This is a genomic window from Finegoldia magna ATCC 29328 (assembly GCF_000010185.1).
Classification (GTDB): domain Bacteria; phylum Bacillota; class Clostridia; order Tissierellales; family Peptoniphilaceae; genus Finegoldia; species Finegoldia magna_H.
Genome location: NC_010376.1, coordinates 1,132,616 through 1,156,080, shown reverse-complemented (window position 1 = coordinate 1,156,080; position 23,465 = coordinate 1,132,616). Strand labels below are relative to the sequence as shown.

The window sequence follows — 23,465 nt, the reverse complement described above, 5'->3', positions numbered from 1 at the left end:
GTCTATTTTTTTATTTTTTTGATTTTTGTTTTGTATTTGTTTCTATAATCGTTAGGAGTGACTTTTACAACTCTACGAAACGCTTGATCAAAATAAGATTGTGAATTGAATCCGCAGAGTTTTGCTATATCGTTAATAGGCTTATTTGATGTTTTTAATAACAACATTGCTGATTCCATTCTTCTGTTGAGCAAAAACTGCATTGGAGTTTTTCCGTAATTATTTTTAAATTCATGAATTAAATGTGATTTGGAGATCATGAATTTTTCTGATATGGAGTCAAGTGTTATTTCTTGGTTGAAATTTTCATAGATGTAATCATGGACATGTTTAGTAAATGAATCTTGTGCGGGATCATCCATTGTAAACTTTAGATCTCCTCGTCTTTGAATTTCTGTAATCAAAATACTTATCAAACAAGAGCATACCCTTTGATATCTAAATCTCTTGTACTTGGCTTCTTCAAGAATTTTGTTAATATAGTACAAAATAACCATATCTCGGTCATTAATGTGGTTGTGTTTGATGCTTAGTACGGCTTTATCTTTTTGTTCTGTATCAAATGAAACTTCCGAAATAGCTAATGTATAAAACTCAAAACTTTCTGATTTTGAAATTTCTGTTATTTTGGATCCTTGATTGACGATTAATACATCAAAAGGTAGTATTTCTATTTTTTTGTCGTTTACAATAAAAGTTCCATTTCCTTTTAGACAATAGTACATTTGGTGAAAAGGAAGAATTCCTCGTTTTATTTCTTCGTTGATTTTCAGTTCTGTTTTTGAAATAAACAATAACTTGATGTACAAATCATCTCTAGGTTCAATCTTGTAAAACTCACTATTCATTTTCTTTATCCAAACAGTCCTTACATATTCCATTAATCAAAATATTTGTAGAATTGATTTTGAATCCTTTTAAATCGGAACTTTCGATTGTATTTTCCGTATTAAAATTGTAAATCTTACCACATTTTTCGCATTTAAAGTGACCGTGAGTTTCTGTTTTAATGTCGTATCTAAGTTCAGAATTATCGATATTAAGTTCGGACACAATTCCTGCTTTGACAAAAACCTTAACTGTATTATAGATAGTTGTCCTGGATAATGTAGTTAATTTTGGAGCTAAATAATTGTAAATATCATCAACAGTAGGATGAATAAGATTATTTTCCAAATAATCTAAAATTACAATTCGTTGATATGTAGGTTTGATACCATTGTCTAGTAATTTTGTTCTCAAATAATTTCCATTGTTTTCCATAATAAATTCCTTTCAAATAACGACTTTTATTATATCAGTTAGAAGATATACAAGTCAAACTACTTGAAATATATTTGACTTCAATGTAGAATATAAAAGATAAAAAATCAAGGAGGATTTATGAAAAGAATTATTGGAGTAGACGAAAAAGTATCTCCAAAGATGCTAATACCTCTAAGTATTCAACATACTTTTGCAATGTTCGGTGCAAGTGTATTAGTACCTATAGTTTTGGGGATCAATCCTAGTATTGTTTTACTAATGAACGGTATCGGGACACTGTTATTTATTTTGATTACAAAAAGAAAAGCACCTGCTTATTTGGGAAGTAGTTTCGCTTTCTTGGGACCCGCAACAATAATTATTGGGCAATCGGGATTTCGTTATGCACAAGGAGCCTTCGTTGCAATAGGACTTATTGGATGTATTCTGGCATACATAATTTATAAATTCGGAACGGATTGGATTGATGTTGTTTTGCCACCTGCAGCTATGGGGAGTGTTGTAAGTTTGATAGGATTTGAACTCGCACAAGCTACTGTTTCTGGCGGTAAAATCGGTGCAAATATTATGACAGATACAAGAACTACAAATGACCTTATAGTTTTCTTGGTTACATTGTCAGTAGCAATTTTAGGTTCAGTTTTGTTTAAAAAATTCTTAGCTACAATACCAATTTTAATCGCAATTATAACAGGATATATTGTAAGTGTTGCTTTAAAGATGGTTGATTTTACACCGGTTATGCAAGCATCACTATTTACATTACCTAAATTTCAACTTCCAATATTTGACCTAAAATCAATAATCACAATGTTGCCTGTAATTTTGGTAATAACTAGTGAACATATATCACACCAAGTAGTTACAAGTAATATCATAGGAAGAGATTTATTAAAAGAACCTGGTCTTCATAGATCGATTTTTGCAGATAACTTTTCAACTGCATTATCTGGTTTTATCGGAGGAGTTCCAACTACAACTTACGGTGAAAATATCGGCGTAATGGCAATTACTAAAGTTTATTCGGTATATGTAATTGCAGGAGCAGCTTGTATATCAATTTTAATGGCATTCATTGGACCATTATCAGCATTAATATCATCGATACCAGGTAATGTAATTGGTGGAGTAACATTCTTACTTTACGGAATGATTGGAACAAGTGGTATCAGATTATTAGTAGACCAAAAAGTAGATTACTCACAATCCAAAAACTTAATATTAACTTCTGTAATATTTGTAACTGGACTTTCAGGATTGAAAATAAACTTCTTGGGAGTATCATTATCAGGAATGGTTCTCGCATCAGTTGTTGCAGTAGTGTTAAGCTTATTATTCTATGTATTTGATAGAATGGGAATAATGAACGATTAGTAAATATAATTAGTGAACTTTTATTAGTTCACTAATTTTTTTATTGCGACAATAGCATAAGTATCATTTTCACTTTAGTTTATGTATAATTTTAGTATGAAGGTTTTAATTATTGAAGACGATAAAATAATTTTAAATTCGCTTAAAGAATATTTAGAAAATTGGGAATACGAGGTGTTCACAAATTCTGGAATAGATATTATGGAGGATGTCAAGAAAATAAAGCCAGATATAATTTTGATGGACATTATTCTTCCTAGCTTTAATGGATATTTTTGGTGCGAAAAAATACGAAATACAACTGACATTCCAATAATTTTTATATCCTCAAAATCAGAAGATTTGGATATCATAATGGGAATGCAGATGGGAGCAGATGATTATATCACCAAACCATTTAATTTTGATGTACTAATGGTGAAAATTAATGCCATAATGAAGAGATATTACGGAAATAATACAATCAAAAGTGCCTTAGATTTTAATGATGCTGTGCTCTTTATTAACGAATTTAGGCTGGAATATAAAGACAAGGATACTAATCTTACCAAGACAGAAATGCTAATTTTAAAATCGTTATTCGAAGCTAAAGGTGAAATAGTAACTAGAGAAAAATTGATGGATCAGTGTTGGCAAAATGATTTTTTCATTGATGATAATACATTAGCCGTGAATATCAACAGAATCAGAAAAAAATTAAATAAACTTGGCTTGGATAACTTCTTGTTGACGAAGAAATATTCAGGCTACTATTTAAATGACGGAAGTAATCAAAATGAATAAATTATTATACTTTTTGAAGAAAAATCTCAATTCGATTTTGTTTTTTATATCAATACATGCTATCTATTTTATAGTCTGTTATTTGAACAATGTGGATATAAGAGTGTTTATCCAAGGATTTGAAATATGTTTGATTGTATTTTTTATTTATTTGGTAATTAAATACTTTGATTTTCAAAAGGAATTGTCAAATGAAGAGAAAATTGAAGAATTAGAAAAGCAAATTGAAAGTATGAGAAATGACTACATTTCATGGCAAAAAGATATCCAAGAATATTTTTCTATGTGGGTACATCAGATCAAAACACCAATAACTTGCTTGGAAATTCTGACAGAAGATAATAAAGAAATGAAAATGCAACTTAAATCAATCGACAACTACACGAATATGGCTATAAATTATTTGAAGCTTAATTTGCACGAAAAAGACATGGATATAAGTGTTGTAGATGTTGATAATCTACTCAATATGTTGATAAAAAAATACTCACTTCTGTTTATTAACTCACATATACGATTGGATTTTAGAAAAAACGGATTAAAATGCATTACAGATAGCAAATGGCTAAGTGTTTTGTTGGAACAAATTCTCTCCAATGCGATTAAATACTCCGAAAATTCACAGATCATTGTAGATTCTTTTAAGAAAGACAATTCTATAGTGATTTTAATAGAAGATTACGGAATAGGGATTCCAGAGGAAGATATCAATAGGATTTTTGATAAAGGATATTCGGGATTTAATGGAAGATTAAAACAAAAATCGAGTGGGTTGGGTTTGTATTTGGCAAAATCTATCGCAGATAAACTGGAAATAACTTTGAAAGTCGATTCTACTGTAGGTCAAGGTAGTAAATTTTATATAATTGTGAATAACTAATCTTACGATTTTGTAAGATTGAATGATTTTTGTTAGTTTAGATAAATGCTACTTTTTCTAAATTCATTTAACATATAGTTATGGAGGGTGTTATGAATATTTTAGAATTAAAAAACATAAGAAAAGTATACAAAACAAAAAATGTAGAAACAGTAGCATTAAAAGATGTGAATTTTTCTGTAGAAAAGAATGAATTTATAGCAATAATGGGAGAATCAGGTTCAGGTAAAACAACTTTACTGAATGTAATATCAACATTAGACAAGCAAACTAATGGCAAGGTTGTGATAAATGGCAAAGATATATCCACTTTAAAAGAATCGGAAGTTGCAAAGTTTAGAAGAGAAAAACTTGGATTTGTATTTCAAGATTTCAATTTATTAGATATTTTCTCAAACAAAGACAATATATTTTTGCCAATGGTACTTTCAGATTATAAGCCAAAAGAAATGGAGCAAAGATTGTCTGAAATCCAAGGATTATTGGGAATTGAATCATTTGTCAACAAATATCCTTATGAGGTTAGTGGTGGACAAAGGCAAAGAATTGCGATTGCAAGAGCTTTGATTACAAAACCAGATTTGATATTGGCAGATGAGCCTACAGGGGCATTGGATTCAAAATCATCAGATATGATACTTGATTTATTCACAAAAATCAATAAATTAGGACAAACTATATTGATGGTAACTCACTCTGTGAAAGCAGCTTCATTTTCTAACAGAGTAATATTTATAAAAGACGGCGTTGTGTTCCATGAAATTTACAAGGGAAACAGTGACAACAAAGAATTTATGGAGAGAATTAATGAGTCATTGACTGTTATTAATAATCGAGGTGTAGATAATGAATTCTAAATTATCTACGAAATTTGCTCTCAAAAACTTAAAAGCCAACAAAATCGTAAATATTCCATATATTTTGTCAACGAGTATTATGGTGGCGATTTTGTTCATAATGATATCTTTATTAGATAATAAATACGTTATGCAAAAAGATGAATTTGGAGCAATAATAGTTTTCGGATCAATTATAATATCGATATTTACATTCGCTATTATTATGTATGCTAATAGATTTTTGATAAAAAGAAGGTTCAAAGAATTTGGATTGTATCGTGTTTTCGGATTGGAGAACAAGCACATAAATAGAATTTTATTAAAAGAGAAGTCGATATTTTTTGTGCTTATTTCAACATTAACAATTGTTTTTGGAATCACATTGGGAAAAGTATTGTTCTTGGCAGTTGGAAAATTGATGCAAGAAAATTTCAGTATAATGCAGTTTGGGGTTTCGATACTAGCGGTTATATTAACGTTGATATTTAACTTCGGTATGAGTGTGTTGACTTATATTTTTGATATCGTGAATATAAAATCTGCTACAACTAGAGATTTATTTGCAAAAGGACAAAAATCGGAATCAGAGCCAAAAGTCAAAGTAGTATTTTTCGTTTTAGCTATAATTCTAACTGCAATTGGCTATTATATTGCGTTGACAATCGAAGGAAGCTTGGAAAGCTTGTTGATGTTTTTCGTGGCAAGTTTACTTGTATTGTTTGGAACGTACTGTGGATTTGTTGCAGTAACTATTTTTGTACTAAAAATGATGAAGAAAAATAAGAATTTCTTCTACAAATCGAAAAATTTTATTACAGTTTCTGGAATGCTTTACAGAATGAAATCAAATGCGGTGGGATTAGCTAGTATTGCAATTTTGTGCACAGGAGTTGTAGTATCATTGTCGACTACAATGGCAATCTACAATAGTGCAGAAAAAGTTGTAAACTCAACAACAAACAGAGATTACAAATTGACAGGATTGATTACACCAGACAAGGATTTTTCTAAAAACATCGAAAAAGAAAAAACTAGATTGAAAAATATGATTACAGAAAAAACAAATCCTAAAAATGATTATTATCAAGTTAGTACAATGATGTTTGCAAACCTTGATGGCAATAAATTTTCTAAAATTGGAAAGAATAATACCAAGCCTGTCTATATTATGATTCAAACTTTGGATTCTTTTAACAATAAGTTTTCAAAAAATTATTCATTGAACGACGGAGAAATTTTATTGAATTCAAATTACATGAAGTATATAACATCTGATAAGATAACTTTGGGAAGTGCTGATTACAAATTCAAAAAAATCAACGAGATCGAAGGAAGAAATATTGCTGCGGATATGTTCTACGTCGTTGTAAAAAACTATGAGGATTTGATAAGATTTTGCGATGATTTCAGAATGCCTACGGATAATGAAGTGGCAAGTAAACCTTTAGAAGTAGATGTATCTTACTTTTTAGATTCAGACAAAAAACTAGATGGAAAAGAATTTATCTCCAAGGACAGTTCTCTTCAATTTGTATCTAGACAAGAAACAAAGTCCGCTGTGTACACTATGTTTGGAGCATTCTTGTACATTGGTTTCATCATAAGTTTTGTTTTATTAATTGGAACTTCAATCATTGCGTATTACAAGCATTTATCAGAAGGGATTGAAGATAGGAAAAACATTCAAACGATGAAAAAAGTCGGACTATCAAATAAAATGATAAAAAAGACATCATCGCAACAAATTTATTGGATGTTCTTCTTACCACTTTTTGTGGCAGTAATTCATTCTGCAGTTGCATCAAAAATGTTGTATCAATTATCGGGAATGTTCGGGGTAAGAAGTATATCTGAATTTGCAATTCCATTTGCAATATCAGTAGCTATAATAATTGTAGTGTATTTTATAATATTTAAAATAACAAGCAACGTATATTATGATTTGGTTAGCGAAGAAGAATAAACTGGAGGAAACTCCAGTTTTTTCGTTGTGTGTTTTAAAAAATAAAGATTTCGTGATAAAATAGGAATATCAATTAAGAGGGGTTTTTAAATGAAAGTAGTTAGAACTGAAGATGCGGTAGGTCACATTTTACCGCATGATATGACTAGAATTGTAAAAGACGTGGTTAAGGAAAGAGCTTTTAAGAAAGGTCACGTTATTACAGAAGAAGATATTCCTGTTTTGTTGAGCATGGGCAAAGAACATATTTACGTTATGGAATTAGAAGATGATGATTTGCACGAAAATGATTGTGCAATTATATTGAAAGATATCTGCATCAACGAACACATGCACTCATCTGATATAAAAGAAGGTAAGATTGAAATAATTTCCGATGTGGATGGATTTTTGAAAGTCGACAGAGATAGATTATTTAGGTTGAATTCAATTGATGACATATCCATTGCAACCGTTCTGGGTAATCAACCAGTAAGAAAAGGACAAAAAATTGCTGGAATGAGAATTATCCCGCTTTTCACAAAAGAAAAAGTAATGGATGAAGCGAAGAAAATAATGAATGGTGTTCCTATTTTAGAAATCATTCCATTTGATACGACAAAAAAATGCTCCATCATTACAACGGGATCTGAAGTGTACAAAGGTCTTATCAAAGATCAATTTGGGCCTGTGTTAAAAGAAAAAATGAGAAATTACAATTGTGAAGTAATAAATCATGTAATTGTCGATGATAATAGCGAAAATATTACACGAGAAATCAATAAGGCACTAGAAAACAAATCAGATATCATTTTGGTTTCTGGTGGAATGAGTGTCGATCCAGATGATATGACACCAAAAGCGATAAAAGATTCCAAGGCAGAAGTGATAACTTATGGTTCTCCTGTACTACCAGGGGCTATGTTTATGTTGGCTTATAAAAACGACACTGCAATTATGGGACTTCCAGGATGTGTCATGTTCAACAAATCTACAGTTTTCGACATTATTTTGCCTTATATTTTTGCAAATATTAAAGTTACGAAAGATATGATTAATAGTTTGGGTTATGGTGGATTTTGCATGCAATGTTCAGACTGTCACTTCCCAAATTGTGAGTATGGTAAAGGGTTATGATTGGAAAGGTAATAAATAAGAAAAAAATATATTTGTCAGCGGTAATACTTGTGGCTTCATTAATTTTTGGAATGGTAATTAGAAAACAATCAGGTCTATCTTTTGAACCGAAAATAATGAATTTTGCACAAAATCTTACGAGTAATTTCACTTTTTATATTTTCAAAGCATTCACAATACTTGGAAATTTCAGTACGTATTTTTTAATATTGGCGATTAGCTTATATTATTCAAAACGTATTGGCAAGAATTCTTTTTTTACTATTACACTTATATCTTGTCTGATTGGGCTTGTGGCTATGAATGTTTACAAATATAGTTTTCTCAGAGTAAGACCTCTAGATTTCTTCAAAATAGAACAAGGCGGTTATAGTTATGTCAGTGGACATAGTTTGGTGAGTACAAGCTTTTATTTCACTTTGAGTTATTTGTTATGCAGCTTAAAAAATTACAAATTCATCTATCTGAGAATAATTCCATTTGTAATTGCTTTTAGTAGGCTTGTTGTAGGAGTGCATTGGCCAACAGATGTTTTTTTTGGAATGCTAGTTGGATATGTAAGTTATTTGGCTACGGTATTTGTGGCAGAAAAATATATAATAAAATCAAATAAAATTCTTGATGAACTATAAATTTATTTTTATGGTTCATTTTTTATTGGAAGTTTTCCTACTATACATTTGAACTTGGTTGGTATAAAATTTAAGATGAAGTATAAAAGGAAGGATTAAAAATGAATAAATACGATTGGTTTGTAATAATTTGTAGTATTGTTCTATTATTGATTACTTTTTTTCTAGGGTTTGTTGTATTAAAAGATACTGAAACAAACTTGGATAGAAAATTAAAGGATCATTTTACAAAAATGGGACAAAATTCTCTTATTGCGATGATGGCAAAAATCACAAAATTTGGTAACGTTGAAACACTTATGATTATAAGTATACCTATTGTGTTTTTTACTGTGAGTCAGCACAATTATGTATCAGCATCATCAATAATCATGAGCGTTATGCTTAGTGTTATTGCAGTTCACACATTAAAATTTGTGTTTAGAAGAAAAAGACCGAAAGTAAATAAAGGAATAAATTATTTTGGGTATTCTTTTCCTAGCGGTCATTCATGTGTTAGTATGAGCTTTTATTTGACGATTGCGTATGTACTAAGTTACGGATACAAGTTTTTCTTCGTGACGATGCTTATAGCGATTGTGTTCGCATTTATGATTGCGGTTTCCAGAATTATTCTTGGAGTGCATTGGTTTACGGATGTCGTGATAGGAAGTTTGATAGGGCTAATATGTGCATATTGGTCTATATATATGTTTAGAATGAATTATTATTTTACATTTATTTTTGGTTAGGAGTGAAATTATGAGTACAATTGAAAAATTAAGAAAAGATAAAATGTTGGCAATGAAGAACAAGGACAAGTTAAAATCTGGAGTTATTTCTTTGATGATGAGCAATATTTTATTGGAACAAAAAGAAAAGAAAAGAGATTTAACAGATGATGAACAAATAGCATTTGTTAAGAAAGAGCTTAAAGAAACTGTGGATGCTTTGGAACAAACACCAAAAGACAGAGTAGAAACTATAGAAGAAACAAAACAAAAGATTGAAATTATCAAATCTTATCTACCAGAACAAATTTCTGAAGAAAAACTAAAAGAAATCATAGAAAAATTCATGGAAGAAAATTCACTTGAAAAATCTAACAAGTCAATTGGTCAAATTATGAAATATATGATGGCAGAATACGGCAAATACACTGATGGTAAGACTGTTAACAAAATAGTTCAAGAAATTATAGGTGCGTAGTGGATAAGAATACTGTATTAGATTATTTTAGGGATTTTTCTAAAATAAATAGATGTTCAAAGCATGAAGAAAAAATAGCAGATTATTTGGAAAAATTTGCTCACGATAATGATTTAGAGTGCAAGAGGGATAAATCAAATAATATCTACATTAAAAGAAAAGCTGACAAAAGCTTGGAAGAAAGTCCTGGAATAATCCTTCAAGCACACATGGATATGGTGTGCGTTTCCGATGAAGAATATGATTTTGACAATGGAATTAAAATCATAGAAGAAGATGGATTCATGTTTGCTGACAAGACAAGTCTTGGAGCAGACAATGGAATTGGCCTTGCAATTGCTATGGCTACTTTGACATCTAATCAAAAACTTCCTCAAATAGAAGCTGTGGTGACTACTAGTGAAGAAGTTGATATGAGTGGTGCGATGAATTTTGATTTTGATTTGTCTGGGAAATATTTCATAAACATAGATTCAGAAGATGAAAATGAATTGATTGTAGGCAGCAGTGGTGGAGAAAATGTCAACGTTGAAGTTGAAAAAAATTACGGTTCAGAAAGCTTGTCCAATTTTTACAAAATTTCTGTAAAAGGACTTAAAGGTGGACACTCTGGAATGGAAATTGATAAGAACCACCAAAATGCAATCAAGGTTGTTTTTGAATTCTTAAAAACACTGGATGATTATTATATCTGCGATTTTTACGGTGGTACAAAAGACAATGCCATTCCAACAAATGCAGAAATAGTTATATCTACTGATGAATCCATTGACTCACTTAACAAGAAATCAGAAGAATTTATATCTAAGATTGATTTGGAAGATTTTGATAAGGATTTGAAACTTGTATTTGAACAAGTAGATGAACAAAAATGTCTGGATAAAAAAACAACAGAAAATCTTACGGATTTAATTATAGAATTAAATTCTGGTGCTATTTCTTACATCGAAGGTCTTGATGAAACTGTAGAAACATCATGTAACTTGGCGATTGTAAATTCACTGGATGATAAATTTGAAATCATAATATCTAGTAGATCTTCAACCCATGACAAATTATTAGAGCTAAGGGAAGATATAATTTTAAAAGCAAAAAAACACGATGCAACTGCATTCGACTACAATTATTATCCGACTTGGGAATTCAATGAAAAATCCGAATTGATGGAAGTAGCAAAGAAAGCTTTCCAAAAAATAAATGATAGAGAAATTTATGTAAAAGTTATCCACGCTGGACTTGAATGTGGCGTATTTGCAGAAAAATATAAAAACATTGATTGCATATCAATAGGACCTACAATGTACGATGTACACACAACAAAAGAAAGATTAGATGTTGAGTCTTTAGATAGATTTATAAAATTCTACAACGAAATTTTGAATATGTTGACTAATTAGTGCTGCTGTATTATAATAGTATTACAGAGATACAATTAGGAGGTCGTATGAAAAATAATAAAAGATTTGCAATTATTTTAGCTATAATTGCCTTAGCCTGTGTTGGCGGATTGATTTTCAAATTAGTAAATGCTAATCAGAAAAATGAAACTAAGTACAAATTGTATACAGTATCACAAGAAAGTGATTTGATATTTAGTGCAATATCAAAAACTGGAGATGTACAACAAGTTTACAACAATCAAGCTTATGGTGAGGTTGAAAAAGTTCATGTGAAAAATGGTCAATCTGTGAAAAAGGGAGATTTATTGATTACTTTTGTAAACAAGGAAGTTGAAAAACAAATTGATCAAATGCAAATGCAATTGGAACAAGCTAAAAGTCAAGCAGGTTATGCTCTAGAAGATAGAAATAATGCATACAAATCCTACAATAAATTGGTAGAAAAATATAACGAATCTTTTTCACCTGAATTGGAAATGCAAATTGATCAAATGGAGCCTTCGCTTAATCAATCAAATAGAGCTTACAAGCAAGCTCTTGATCAAGTAGAATTACAAAAGAAACAACTTGATGATTTAAAAGAAAGTGCCAGAAAAGCAATAAAAGCTACAATTGATGGAACATGCAAAGTAAATGACAAAAACATCGAGAATCCAATGAGTCAAGGAGCTTTGATTGAAGTAACTAGTGATGAAAATATTATTGAGGGAAATATTTCAGAGTACGACTACAACAAATTAAAAGAAAATGACAATGTGGAAGTAATTCCTATTAATGGTGATGAAAAAACGAAAGGAACAGTAGTAGAGATTTCTAATACTCCAGAAAGTCAAGCTGGATCATTTGGATCCAATCAAATGCAAAACATGACGGAACAATCTGGAAGTAATTCTTCGAATTTCGTATTCAAAATAAAAACACAAAAGCCTATTCATGTTGGATTTAATGTTCAAGTTAGAAAAAAATCCGATAAAATTGAAATTGCAAAAGACATGGTAAAAGAAGAAGACTCAAAGTACTATGTATTTGAATACAAAGATTCAAAAGCTGTAAAAAAACAAGTTCAGCTAGAAAAAAATGCAAATTCATACACAGTGATTTCTGGATTAAAATCTGGTGACAAAATTATTTCTAAAGTAAAAGATTTGAAAGATAATCAAGAAATAAAGGTTGAAGATTAGTCATGATAGATTTAATAAAAATTAACAAGTTTTATAATTCAGGAGAGAACCAACTTCATGTTCTTAAAAATGTTAGTTTGGATATTAATAGCGGGGATTTTGTTGCAATAATGGGAGAGTCTGGATCTGGGAAGTCCACATTAATTAATATTCTTGGGTTTTTGGATAAGAATTTTACAGGAATATATAGGTTTGAAAATGTGGAGATTAGCAAATTTTCAGATAATAAATTGTCCGATCTTCGCAACAAATCTGTAGGATTTATTTTCCAACAATTTCAACTTATTCAAAACTACACAATAGCTGAAAATGTAGAATTACCTCTTTTGTATCAAGGGAAATCTTACAAATACGCCAGAGAAAAAGCATTGAAAGCTTTGGATTTGGTCGGGATTAAAAATCAAGCAGACAAAAAGCCAAAACAACTTTCAGGAGGTCAGCAACAAAGAGCTGCGATTGCTCGTGCTATCGTTCACAATCCAAAATTTATCATAGCCGACGAGCCAACAGGCGCGCTTGATTCAGAAACTAGCAAGGAGATAATGACGCTATTCGATGAACTGAATAAAAAACTGAAAATCACAATAATAATGGTTACGCACGATAAAAATATTACACATAATTGCAACAGAAAATATTTTATGTTAGATGGTGTTTTACAAGAGAGGGATAGTTATGAAGTTTAATGTTTTATTTAATACTGCCTTCAAAGATATCATCAAAAACAAAAAACGTTCATTGTTGACTATGCTGGGAATTATTATTGGGATTGCAGCAGTAATAACTATTATTGCAATCGGTAGAGGTTTCCAAGACTACGTTGTTGATAGCTTAATGGGTGGAGAAGATAAGGAACTTAGCGTTGCCTTTTATTTCCAACCTGATAATCCAACAAATTCTGTTGGAAGCAATACATCAGTATTCACCGAGAAAAATATTAGAGATATTTCACAAATGACAGATGTCGTAAAAGTTGAATCTGATCCAGATCAATTTCAAAATGATTTGCTAAATGTTTCTATACGAAAAAATGATGGCAAAATGGAAAGCGCGTTCGCAAAACCTGTCGAAGAAACTGAAAGCAAAATTGTAAATGGAAGAGCTATTACGAAATTAGACGGAGAAAATAACCAAAAAGTTGCAGTCATTTCTCAAAAAATAGCCGACGAAATATTCGAAAATGAAGATCCAATCAACAAGACAGTTCTTGTAAAAAATGATTATTTTGTTATTGTTGGAGTAAAAGAGAATAATGCTGCGACAAGTTTATTCAGTATCGGAAATGATGTAGATTTGCCAAAAGGTACACTTCAATCACGTCAACCGAAAGACAACAATTCAATCTCAATGATTAATGTTGTTTTAAAAAATGGTACCAAAGTTCAAGATAAAGCAAAAGAAATTAAAGAATATCTCGAGAAAAATGGACCTATGAAAGCGGCAGGATCATATAGTTTCGTAGATATTGCAAAACAAATTGAAGGTATCAGCAGTGTATTGGGTTCAATCACTATTTTTATATCTTTAATAGCTGCCATTTCTCTTTTAATCGCTGGAATTGGAATGATGAATATGATGTACATTTCGGTTGCAGAAAGAATCAAAGAAATAGGGATTAGAAGGGCGATAGGCGCAAAGAAAAAAGAAATCTTGTATCAATTTATGCTAGAAGGAATTATTGTTACTGTAATTGGCGGAATAATTGGATACATCATTGGAATGATTGCTGCATTTATTGCATCAAAATTCTTGCCATTCCCAATTAAACTAGAATTAATGCCAGTTCTAATATCTTTAGGTATTTCTTTGGGAATAGGAATCGTATTTACTTATTCTCCAGCAAATACAGCAGCAAACAAAAATGTAATAGATATTATTTAAGATTTTGAAAATGAGTTTATTATTTAATAGACTCATTTTTTTATTTGATTTTTAGTATAAAATCTTATATATTTTTATTGGGTGATAATATGATACTAATGATAGATAATTACGATTCGTTCACATATAACATTGTTTCTTATTTGAGAATATTAAAAGAAGAAGTTATTGTGAAAAAGAATGACGAGATAAATTTGGAAGAGATAAAACAATTAAATCCAGAAATCATAGTGATTTCACCAGGGCCAAAAACGCCGAAAGAATCCAAAATTTCTCTTGAAATATTTGAAAAATTAAAAGGGAAATATCCAATTCTTGGTATTTGTTTGGGCCATCAAGCATTGGCTTATTCAATGGGACTTGACATTATAAAAGGGCCACGACCAATGCATGGTAAAATGACAGAGATTAATCATGACGGTAAGGGAATATTTTCAAATATTACAAATCCAGTAAAAGTAATGAGATATCATTCGCTAATCGTTGATGATAGTAAATTTGAAAATGAAAAATATGGAGATATGATTATAACATCGAAAACGTTTGATGGAATAATTATGGGATTTAGAGATTCTAAAAACAAGATAGAAACTGTTCAATTTCATCCAGAAAGTGTGGGAACTGATTACGGACTAAAAATGATTGAAAACTTCTTAAAGGAGGTAAGAAATGATTCGTTCTAAGAAAGTTAAATCAGATGTAACAATTCTAGATATTCTATACAACATCAAAGATAAAAACTTGCCTTTTTTATTAGATAGTGCGAAGGGAAGCTATAATCAAGGTAACAAATCATACATAGGTTTCAATCCAGAAATTGTTTTGAAATCGAAGGATAACAATGTTGAAATCAGTGGACTTGTAAATAAAAATATTAGCGATAATCCACTTAATCAACTTAAATTAATAATGGATGATTATTTGCAAGAAGATGATAATCAATTTATCGGTGGAGCAGTTGGACTCTTGTCTTATGATTTTACGAGTTCCAATTGTAATGTCGTTTTAAATTCTGAGAAAAACACTGATGTGTACGATGCTTATTTTGGAATTTATTTTAAAATAATTGAATTTGACAATAATACAAAAGAATACACAATCTATTACTTGGAAGATACAGATATTACAGATGTTGAAGCCGTATTTGTAAAACCAAATTATGAAGAAAAACAATACAAAACATCTGAGCTTATCAAAACAATAAAAAAAGAAGAATATGCGAAAAGCTTTGATGACATCAAAACTATGATTGAAAATGGTGATGTGTATGAAGTTAACTTAACTCAACAGTTTATTGTAGACACGACCAAGGATAAGTTCGACATTTATAAGAAACTTCGAGAAGTTAACAAGGCAGACTTCATGGCTTATATGGATTTTGGTGAATACTGCGTTTTATCTTCATCTCCAGAGAGATTTTTCGATTGTCAAAATGGACACGTTCAAGCGAGACCTATCAAGGGGACAATTCGAAGATCTGATGATAAAGACGAAGATGAAAAATTGAGAAATGAATTATTAAATAGTGACAAGGATATTTCAGAGTTATTGATGATAGTTGATTTGATGAGAAATGATTTGGGAATGAGTTGTGATGCAGAAACCATAAAAGCTATTAGCAATTATTCATTGGAAACTTACGAAAATGTTCATCATTTGGTGGCTACTATTGTTGGTAAATTAAGTGAAGATGAAGATGTATTCAGTTTAATTAAAAATATTTTTCCAGGTGGATCAATCACGGGAGCTCCGAAGCTTGCTTCAATTGAAGCGATTGACAAGGTTGAAAAATTCAACAGAAACATTTACACAGGATCCATTGGTTACATTTCTTTCAACCAAAATTGTGATTTCAACATTTTAATCAGAACAATTTTAAAAATAAATAACCGCTGCTACTTCTCAGGTGGTGGAGCAATAACTTGGGATTCTGAAATGAATAGCGAATATGATGAAACAATTCAAAAATCAAGAAAAGTGTACGAGGCTTTGATATGAATGATGGAATAAAATACGGCAAGGGGCTTTTTGAAACTATAAAAGTAGTAGATTCAAATCCTGTTTATTTTGAAGATCATATTGAGAGACTTGAAAATTCTATGAAATTTCTAGGGATTAATGCAGATAATTTAAGAGAAAATATAAAAGACAAAATGCAAAACATCAATTTAGCTACTGATTGTTTGAGAATTATGGTCTTGGACGATAATGGTGATTATGATTTGTTTGTTACTACAAGAAGTACTGATTATTCCGATGAAAAATACAAAGAAGGATTGAAATTAAAAGTTCTCAATCAATTACGAGATAAAAACAACCCTTTAATTTATCACAAAACAAATAATTATTTGCTAAATGACTATTTGCACAAAAAATTATTGGAGGAGGGATTTGATGAGGGGATATTTCTAAATAAGGATGGAAATGTGACAGAGGGAACTTATACTAACGTGTTTTTTATCCAAAAAGAAACAATATTAACTCCACCGGTAGAAGATGGAATATTGCCAGGCATTTTTCGCAAGAAATTAATAGATTTTTTACGAGTAAAAAGGTATAATATAGTTGAAGAGTCAATTAAGTTAAACGAATTACGAGATATGGATTGTTGTTTTGTAACAAATTCTCTGATGGAAATGAGATTAGTTAAACAAATTGATGAAATATTGTTTTCAAAAAATAATCTGTTCTGTGAAATATCGAAAAAACTGAGGATAGAAAATTAATTACGATTTTCGAATGACTGGTAAAAATATTTGGAACTGGAGGATTTTATGGATCAAGATTACAAAGAATATATGAAGTTAGATAAACAACTCTGTTTTCAACTTTATGCCGCATCACGTATAGTAACAAATACATACTCAAAATTTTTGAAACCTTTAGGATTAACTTACACTCAATATATTGTGTTTTTAGTTCTTTGGGAAAAAGATGGGATTACAGTGGGGCAATTGTGCGATAAATTATACTTGGATAATGGTACTATTACTCCTATAATAAAAAAGATGCAATCCCAAGGCTACCTTGAAAGAGTGCGTAGTTCAAAAGATGATAGGATTGTAATGATTTACTTGACAGATGAAGGGAAAAAATTACAAGAAAAAGCAAAAGAAGTACCTAAGTTAGTTTCTGAGTGTGCATATATTTCTGATGATAAAAAAGTTCAAATGAATAATATATTACAAGAGTTTTTTGATAATTATAATAAAACAAAAAAATAAAAAGCAAAAAAACGATTCAGTATTGATATTAATACTGAATCATTTTATTTTAATTAACTCTAGATAGTAATAATTTTACTATTTCACTGTTATCATCTAATTTTATTGAAGGGATAGTTCCAACTTCTTCGTTAGTAGAACCGTCTTCATTTAATCCTTGTCCTAGTGGATACTCTACGATTAATCCTGTGTTAGGAAGTGACTTGTAAGTGGGAACGATATTTAATCCATTTCCTGAAGTTGTTTCTCCGACAGTAGTTGCAAACTTAGTTCTGTTCGCAATTTGGCACACGAAATCCGCACTATTTCTTGTGTTCTTGTTCTGCAATATATAAACATCACATTGTTGTTCTCCTGTTTTTTTAATAGTTAAATTAAACTTTGTAATGTATTTTATATTTTTTTGATTATCATTTATTTTAATATTTGAAACATTCTCTGTGGTTTTGAAACTTATACCATTTCTATCTAAAATATTTTTAGAAATAATAGGTTGAGTTTTATTTGCAACATTAAAATCAACATTGATATCAGATTTCAATAGAGGTTTGATTATCACATTAATAGCATAATCCAAATTATCGGAATCATTATCTCTTAAATCTATTATGATTTTATTTTTCTTTTTATTACTTTTCAAAATATTTTCAAAAATTTTAGCGTCTTGTTCAATATTCACTGAATCAAAATCTGACACCTTAACGTATAGTGCATCCTTGTAGTTATCGATAGAATATGCTCTAAAATTTTTTTCAGGAATTTCATCTGCTAGATTGGAATACCTATTCACAGATAAATTATTTAAAATTTGATTCTTGTTTTCTTGTTGTAAAATTTGATTAAATGTGTGTTTATCGGCTATTCTTACATTTGAATCATAAAGTTTCTTTAAAATATCATTATACAAATCACACACTTCTTGTGTCGACATTTCACCATTTTTTTTAGAAGATTCCAATTTGATTTTTGATTTGAAATTTGGTTTTAAGGATAAAAAGTCTGTATCTTTGTATTTTTTTGTCTGTGGTAGATTCATATATGAATTGTCGATTTGATTACATATTTCGTCAAAATCTTTTAGTATATATTTTTTGGGAATTACTGGACTATACTCAGCAGGCCTGGAGTTTATGTATTTATAAGTGAATAAAGCGAAAATAAGAATTAAAAATAATAAAAAAATTTTTCTAAAAATTTTTACCCTATTTTTGCTATTTGCATAGATTTTACGTGATCTTTTCATGTCTCACCTCTTTTTAATCAGTATAATATAAAAAAAAGTCCTGGTCAATTGAATAAAATAATAGAAACTGGGTATATAACAATATAGAGAGAAGAAGAGGTTAGTTATGAATAATGTTTTACTGATAAATAGAATAATTCCCACAATTGATGATGATAGAATTTGCAATGTTACTTTTGTAATTGCCGATATGCATCTACAAGAGGTGCACGACAAAATTATTAAAGTCATTGGTTCATCGGAATATATGGATTTCAATAATACAGAAATAAGCTACAATGGGTTTACCACTAAGCAGAAAGCTAAAATAATTCCAGAAATTATGAAACTTTTGGTGGAAAATAATTTGCGAGTTTATGGTGTGTATGATTTATATTCATAAATTTGATGTAAAATGATTAACTAACAGTCTATAAATTAATTTAAGGAGTATGATAAAAATGAAAAGAGAAGAATTATTAAAAAAAATTGACGAACAATTAGTTTTTGAATTACAATCAGGCTACGAATATAAACAAATGGCTTCTGAATTCAATGATATGGATTGGGATGGATTTGAACACTTTATGGAAATGCAAGCCCATGAAGAATATGAACACGCTGAATACTTCAGAAAATGGTTACAAGAAGTTGGATATAAGATTGAATACAAAACAATCGAAGCTCCAAAAGCTGACTACGATAAAGATGTATTAAGCATTTTTAAAGCGGCTTTAGAACACGAAAAAGAAGTTACAAGAAGAATCAGAGAATTATTTGATGCAGCTCATGAAATCAAATTCTATGAAGTATACACTCTTCTACAAAAATTCATTGACGAACAAATCGAAGAAGAAGCTACTTTTGATAATATCATAACTAAACTTGAAAGAACTGAAAACAGTAACGCAGGTCTTGCAATATTAGATCACGAAATGGCACAAAGACAATAAATTGTTTATAAGAAAGCGACTTTTTTAAGTCGCTTTTTTAGTGAAAATAATCTAAAGTTTTGTTATAATAAGTGGTATATTTCTTAGATATTTAGTGGAGGTGAATATGAAAATAATTAACTCTGATTTAGAGAAAATTGCTTTTTTAATAGAACAATATCCTGATGAATCTCTGCCAGAAATTGCTTTTTGCGGTAGAAGTAACGTTGGCAAATCATCTTTTATCAATTCTATTTTGGACAGAAAAAACTTAGCAAGGACTTCTTCAAAGCCCGGAAAAACTCGTACGGTAAATTTTTATAACGCTAATAATGAGTTCAGATTGGTGGATTTGCCTGGATATGGATATGCTCAGACATCAAAATCTGAAAAGAAAAAATGGGCTCAAGTTATAGAAACTTACTTAAATAATAGAAGAAATTTGTATGAGGTATTTTTAATTGTAGATATTAGACATAAACCTACTGTTCAGGACAAGGAAATGTATAATTGGATTATTCAAAGTGGTTTTTGTGGATTTGTAATTGCTACAAAATTAGACAAAATTGGTAAAACAATGATAAAAAAGAATTTGAATATCATAAAAAAAGAACTAAACATAGATGATGACAATCTCATCTACGAATACAGTTCAACTTCGAAAACAAATAAAAAAGCTGTTATGGAACAGCTCGAAATGATTTTAAAATACGGTAGTGGAATTGAAGAATAAAAGTAAGAAAACCCCATTGTTGGGGTTTTAATTTTTAAACTACTTTTATACGACAATAATATTTTTTATGTCATGTATGATTTATTATTGCCAATCATAAAAATTTATTGGATTATTCTACTTCTGAAAAGTCGTCTTTTCCAGCACCACAAATTGGGCAAACCCAATCTTCAGCTAAATCTTCGAAAGCTGTTTGTGGTTGAACACCTGCATCTGGATCTCCTTCAGCTGGATCATAGATATATCCACATACGTCACATACATATTTTTTCATGATTAATTTCCCCCTTTAAGATAATTACCTGTTATCAGGTACAAATTATATATACCCACTGTAAAAAATTTTAATCATTATTTCATTTTTATTTTTATAACAAATAATTAATGGCGAAATGTTAAAGTATTTTAGTATTTGGGTATAATCATATTGGGTGATAATATGTATATATTTAAGAGGCAGTTTGTCAGCGATAGGACAATTGCTACTAAAAATATTCATACTATGCTCAGACTATTAAGAAAAGTTGTACCAGATGAAGAACTTCTTTATGATTTAAGATTGATAATTAATGAATTGATTTTTAATGGGCTAGAACATGGTAACCAGTTTGATATAAATAAAAAAATAACTTTTAAAATAAAATTGAACGATGATTATATTCGAATATGCGTCAAGGATGAGGGCACGGGAATTGATTATTGTTCTAATAGTTATTTCAATAATGATATTTATGTCAGAGGTAGAGGATTATTTATAGTAAGTAAATTGGCTGACGAGTTAAAAATTAGAGAAAATTGTGTAGAAGCGAAGCTATTAGTGAAACCTAATTAATAAGTGATCTAATAGCTTCTTTTATTGAGTAAAATTAGTAAATGCGATTTTTACACAAATTTTTCTTTTATTTTTTTGAATTTATGATATAATGAATTGTCACAAATTAGAGGGAAGTGGAATTTTGAAAAGAGAAGATGTAAGAAATGTAGCAATAATCGCCCACGTTGACCACGGTAAGACAACTTTGGTAGATGGGTTATTGAAAACAAGTGGTATTTTTAGAGAAAATCAAGATGTTCAAGATCGTGTAATGGATAGCAATGACATCGAACGTGAAAGAGGAATTACTATTTTATCTAAAAATACGGCAATAAACTACAAAAATCATAAAATTAATATTATAGATACTCCGGGTCACGCAGACTTCGGAGGAGAAGTAGAACGTGTATTAAAAATGACAAACGGAGTTGTGTTGGTAGTAGATGCGTTTGAAGGACCTATGCCACAAACTAAATTTGTTTTGAAAAAGGCTTTTGAATTAAATTTACCTACAATTATTTGTATCAATAAGATTGATAGAAAAGAAGCTAGGGTAGATGAAGTAGTTGATGAAATTTTAGATTTATTTATTCAGTTAAATGCAGATGAATCATATTTGGACTCACCATTTGTATACGCTTCTGCAAGAGAAGGATTTGCAACTGATGATTTAAATGAAAGACCAGAAGATATGACAGCTTTGTTGGATAAAATCATCGACTATATTCCAGCTCCAGAAGGAGAAGAAGATGCTCCTTTCAAACTTTTGATTTCTACAACTGATTTTAGCGATTACGTTGGAAGAATTGGTATTGGTAAAATTGAGCAAGGTAAAGTAAAGGTTAACGATAGCTGTGTAATTGTAAATTACAATGATCCTGATAAGAAAAAGAAAATAAAAGTAACTAAAATTTATGAATTTGACGGATTAAATAGAGTCGAGGTTAACGAGTCAAAATTCGGTTCTATTGTAGCTTTAACAGGCGTTGAAGGAATAGAAATCGGAGACACTTTAGCGAACGAAGAAGACTGTGAACCTATTGAATTTGTAAGTATTTCTAATCCTACTTTGGCGATGAATTTTTCGGTTAATAACTCTCCATTTGCAGGGCGTGATGGAAAGTTTGTTACAAGTAGACAAGTTCGTTCAAGATTATATAAAGAATTAGAAACAGATGTAAGCTTGAAAGTTGAAGATACAGATTCTACAGACACTTTCAGAGTTAGCGGTAGAGGAGAGCTTCACTTGTCTGTATTAATTGAAAATATGAGACGTGAAGGATTTGAATTCCAAGTATCTAAACCAGAAGTATTATTTAAAAAAGATAAAGATGGAAAAGTCCTTGAACCAATCGAAATTGTTACAATTGATATTGAAGAAGGATTTGTTGGAACTGTAATCGAGAAATTAGGTACTAGAAAAGGTGAATTGCAAGATATATCAAATACTTCTAGCGGATACACAAGACTTATTTTTGAAATACCTTCAAGAGGCCTTATAGGATACCGCCAAGAGTTTTTAAGTGATACAAAGGGTAACGGAGTTATCAATACAGAACTTAAAGGATATGAGCCATATAAAGGGGAAATTCCAAAACGTCAATTGGGTTCATTGATTTCATATGACACAGGTACTGCAACAGCATATGGATTAAACGCGGCACAAGATAGAGGGATATTATTCGTTCAACCTCAAGATGAAGTTTATGAAGGAATGGTTGTTGGTTCTAATGCAAAGGGATTAGACATTGAAGTAAATATTTGCAAGAAAAAAGCTCAAACAAATATTAGATCTTCAGCAGCTGATGAAGCATTAAAATTATCTCCTCCAAAAATTATGAGTTTGGAAGAAATGATGGAGTTTGTTGAAGAAGACGAATTAATAGAAATTACTCCTCATCATTTAAGATTGAGAAAAAGAATTTTGGATACTCAATTGAGATACAAATCAAAAAAATATAATAAATAATTTTAAAGGAATTTATCGTTTGATAGATTCCTTTTTTTATTCTAAAATTAGTTAAAATCAAATTTAAC

Annotated in this window: 26 protein-coding genes; 22 read left to right on the top strand and 4 right to left on the bottom strand. The window is 30.0% G+C overall.

Features of this window, described 5'->3' with window-relative positions; translation table 11 throughout:
- Nucleotides 1–2 precede the first annotated feature (2 nt).
- Complete coding sequence (locus FMG_RS05635; RefSeq protein ID WP_012290808.1) at nucleotides 3–848, bottom strand: helix-turn-helix domain-containing protein; 846 nt, start codon at nucleotides 846–848, stop codon at nucleotides 3–5.
- Nucleotides 841–1,263, bottom strand: a complete 423-nt coding sequence (locus FMG_RS05630) for a Fur family transcriptional regulator (RefSeq protein WP_012290807.1) — start codon at nucleotides 1,261–1,263, stop codon at nucleotides 841–843. Before FMG_RS05630 ends, FMG_RS05635 begins: the two co-directional genes overlap by 8 nt.
- Before the next feature lie 120 nt (nucleotides 1,264–1,383).
- Here FMG_RS05630 and uraA point away from each other — a divergent pair, with 120 nt between their 5' ends.
- The 17 genes from uraA to FMG_RS05545 all read left to right on the top strand — a co-directional run bounded on the left by uraA (nucleotide 1,384) and on the right by FMG_RS05545 (nucleotide 17,727).
- Complete coding sequence (gene uraA, locus FMG_RS05625) at nucleotides 1,384–2,640, top strand: uracil permease (RefSeq protein WP_002837683.1); 1,257 nt, start codon at nucleotides 1,384–1,386, stop codon at nucleotides 2,638–2,640.
- Between the two features lie 96 nt (nucleotides 2,641–2,736).
- Nucleotides 2,737–3,423: a response regulator transcription factor gene (locus FMG_RS05620; RefSeq protein ID WP_227930510.1), complete on the top strand. Its 687-nt coding sequence runs from the start codon at nucleotides 2,737–2,739 to the stop codon at nucleotides 3,421–3,423.
- Complete coding sequence (locus FMG_RS05615; protein WP_012290805.1) at nucleotides 3,416–4,303, top strand: sensor histidine kinase; 888 nt, start codon at nucleotides 3,416–3,418, stop codon at nucleotides 4,301–4,303. Before FMG_RS05620 ends, FMG_RS05615 begins: the two co-directional genes overlap by 8 nt.
- Nucleotides 4,304–4,395: 92 nt before the next feature.
- Complete coding sequence (locus FMG_RS05610; RefSeq protein WP_002837797.1) at nucleotides 4,396–5,160, top strand: ABC transporter ATP-binding protein; 765 nt, start codon at nucleotides 4,396–4,398, stop codon at nucleotides 5,158–5,160.
- Nucleotides 5,150–7,105, top strand: coding sequence for an FtsX-like permease family protein (locus tag FMG_RS05605; protein ID WP_012290804.1), 1,956 nt, complete (start codon nucleotides 5,150–5,152; stop codon nucleotides 7,103–7,105). Before FMG_RS05610 ends, FMG_RS05605 begins: the two co-directional genes overlap by 11 nt.
- A 90-nt stretch (nucleotides 7,106–7,195) precedes the next feature.
- A complete protein-coding gene (locus FMG_RS05600; protein WP_012290803.1) occupies nucleotides 7,196–8,221 on the top strand; it encodes a molybdopterin-binding protein in 1,026 nt (341 codons plus the stop codon).
- Nucleotides 8,218–8,853 carry a phosphatase PAP2 family protein gene (locus tag FMG_RS05595; protein WP_012290802.1) on the top strand — a complete coding sequence of 212 codons (636 nt, stop codon included), beginning with the start codon at nucleotides 8,218–8,220 and terminating at the stop codon, nucleotides 8,851–8,853. Before FMG_RS05600 ends, FMG_RS05595 begins: the two co-directional genes overlap by 4 nt.
- Nucleotides 8,854–8,954: 101 nt before the next feature.
- Complete coding sequence (locus FMG_RS05590; protein WP_002840267.1) at nucleotides 8,955–9,584, top strand: phosphatase PAP2 family protein; 630 nt, start codon at nucleotides 8,955–8,957, stop codon at nucleotides 9,582–9,584.
- Nucleotides 9,585–9,594: 10 nt separating this feature from the next.
- On the top strand, nucleotides 9,595–10,041 hold the full coding sequence (locus FMG_RS05585) for a GatB/YqeY domain-containing protein (protein WP_002837657.1): 447 nt from the start codon (nucleotides 9,595–9,597) through the stop codon (nucleotides 10,039–10,041).
- Entirely contained in the window at nucleotides 10,041–11,438 is a 1,398-nt protein-coding gene (gene pepD / locus FMG_RS05580) for a beta-Ala-His dipeptidase (RefSeq protein ID WP_012290801.1), read from the top strand. Before FMG_RS05585 ends, pepD begins: the two co-directional genes overlap by 1 nt.
- Nucleotides 11,439–11,485: 47 nt before the next feature.
- Nucleotides 11,486–12,622 carry an efflux RND transporter periplasmic adaptor subunit gene (locus FMG_RS05575; protein WP_012290800.1) on the top strand — a complete coding sequence of 379 codons (1,137 nt, stop codon included), beginning with the start codon at nucleotides 11,486–11,488 and terminating at the stop codon, nucleotides 12,620–12,622.
- Nucleotides 12,623–12,624: 2 nt separating this feature from the next.
- The gene (locus FMG_RS05570) at nucleotides 12,625–13,308 is read left to right on the top strand and encodes an ABC transporter ATP-binding protein (protein WP_012290799.1); all 684 of its coding nucleotides are present in this window, start codon (nucleotides 12,625–12,627) and stop codon (nucleotides 13,306–13,308) included.
- A complete protein-coding gene (locus FMG_RS05565) occupies nucleotides 13,298–14,503 on the top strand; it encodes an ABC transporter permease (protein ID WP_002840336.1) in 1,206 nt (401 codons plus the stop codon). Before FMG_RS05570 ends, FMG_RS05565 begins: the two co-directional genes overlap by 11 nt.
- 89 nt (nucleotides 14,504–14,592) lie before the next feature.
- Nucleotides 14,593–15,186 (top strand): anthranilate synthase component II, encoded by a 594-nt coding sequence (locus tag FMG_RS05560; RefSeq protein WP_012290798.1) that lies wholly within the window; start codon nucleotides 14,593–14,595, stop codon nucleotides 15,184–15,186.
- Nucleotides 15,173–16,501, top strand: a complete 1,329-nt coding sequence (locus FMG_RS05555) for an anthranilate synthase component I family protein (RefSeq protein ID WP_012290797.1) — start codon at nucleotides 15,173–15,175, stop codon at nucleotides 16,499–16,501. Before FMG_RS05560 ends, FMG_RS05555 begins: the two co-directional genes overlap by 14 nt.
- On the top strand, nucleotides 16,498–17,229 hold the full coding sequence (locus tag FMG_RS05550) for an aminotransferase class IV (protein ID WP_012290796.1): 732 nt from the start codon (nucleotides 16,498–16,500) through the stop codon (nucleotides 17,227–17,229). The genes FMG_RS05555 and FMG_RS05550 overlap by 4 nt, the downstream gene beginning before the upstream one ends.
- 48 nt (nucleotides 17,230–17,277) lie before the next feature.
- Nucleotides 17,278–17,727, top strand: coding sequence for a MarR family winged helix-turn-helix transcriptional regulator (locus tag FMG_RS05545; RefSeq protein WP_002837723.1), 450 nt, complete (start codon nucleotides 17,278–17,280; stop codon nucleotides 17,725–17,727).
- 49 nt (nucleotides 17,728–17,776) lie between these two features.
- On the opposite strand, the gene FMG_RS05540 is transcribed toward FMG_RS05545, so the two are convergent.
- Nucleotides 17,777–18,970 (bottom strand): S41 family peptidase, encoded by a 1,194-nt coding sequence (locus FMG_RS05540; protein ID WP_012290795.1) that lies wholly within the window; start codon nucleotides 18,968–18,970, stop codon nucleotides 17,777–17,779.
- A 106-nt stretch (nucleotides 18,971–19,076) separates the two neighbouring features.
- Here FMG_RS05540 and FMG_RS05535 point away from each other — a divergent pair, with 106 nt between their 5' ends.
- The 3 genes from FMG_RS05535 to yihA all read left to right on the top strand — a co-directional run bounded on the left by FMG_RS05535 (nucleotide 19,077) and on the right by yihA (nucleotide 20,614).
- Nucleotides 19,077–19,352 carry a hypothetical protein gene (locus FMG_RS05535; RefSeq protein WP_002837776.1) on the top strand — a complete coding sequence of 92 codons (276 nt, stop codon included), beginning with the start codon at nucleotides 19,077–19,079 and terminating at the stop codon, nucleotides 19,350–19,352.
- Nucleotides 19,353–19,410: 58 nt separating this feature from the next.
- Nucleotides 19,411–19,902, top strand: a complete 492-nt coding sequence (locus FMG_RS05530) for a ferritin (protein WP_002837656.1) — start codon at nucleotides 19,411–19,413, stop codon at nucleotides 19,900–19,902.
- Between the two features lie 106 nt (nucleotides 19,903–20,008).
- Nucleotides 20,009–20,614, top strand: coding sequence for a ribosome biogenesis GTP-binding protein YihA/YsxC (yihA, locus tag FMG_RS05525; protein ID WP_002842192.1), 606 nt, complete (start codon nucleotides 20,009–20,011; stop codon nucleotides 20,612–20,614).
- A gap of 112 nt (nucleotides 20,615–20,726) precedes the next feature.
- Here yihA and rd read toward each other — a convergent pair whose 3' ends face one another.
- A complete protein-coding gene (rd, locus tag FMG_RS05520) occupies nucleotides 20,727–20,888 on the bottom strand; it encodes a rubredoxin (RefSeq protein ID WP_002837650.1) in 162 nt (53 codons plus the stop codon).
- A gap of 165 nt (nucleotides 20,889–21,053) precedes the next feature.
- On the opposite strand from rd, the gene FMG_RS05515 reads away from it, so the two are divergent.
- Both FMG_RS05515 and typA read left to right on the top strand, forming a co-directional pair.
- The gene (locus tag FMG_RS05515; protein ID WP_012290793.1) at nucleotides 21,054–21,446 is read left to right on the top strand and encodes an ATP-binding protein; all 393 of its coding nucleotides are present in this window, start codon (nucleotides 21,054–21,056) and stop codon (nucleotides 21,444–21,446) included.
- 91 nt (nucleotides 21,447–21,537) lie between these two features.
- Complete coding sequence (typA, locus tag FMG_RS05510; RefSeq protein WP_002840253.1) at nucleotides 21,538–23,397, top strand: translational GTPase TypA; 1,860 nt, start codon at nucleotides 21,538–21,540, stop codon at nucleotides 23,395–23,397.
- Nucleotides 23,398–23,465: the final 68 nt, after the last annotated feature.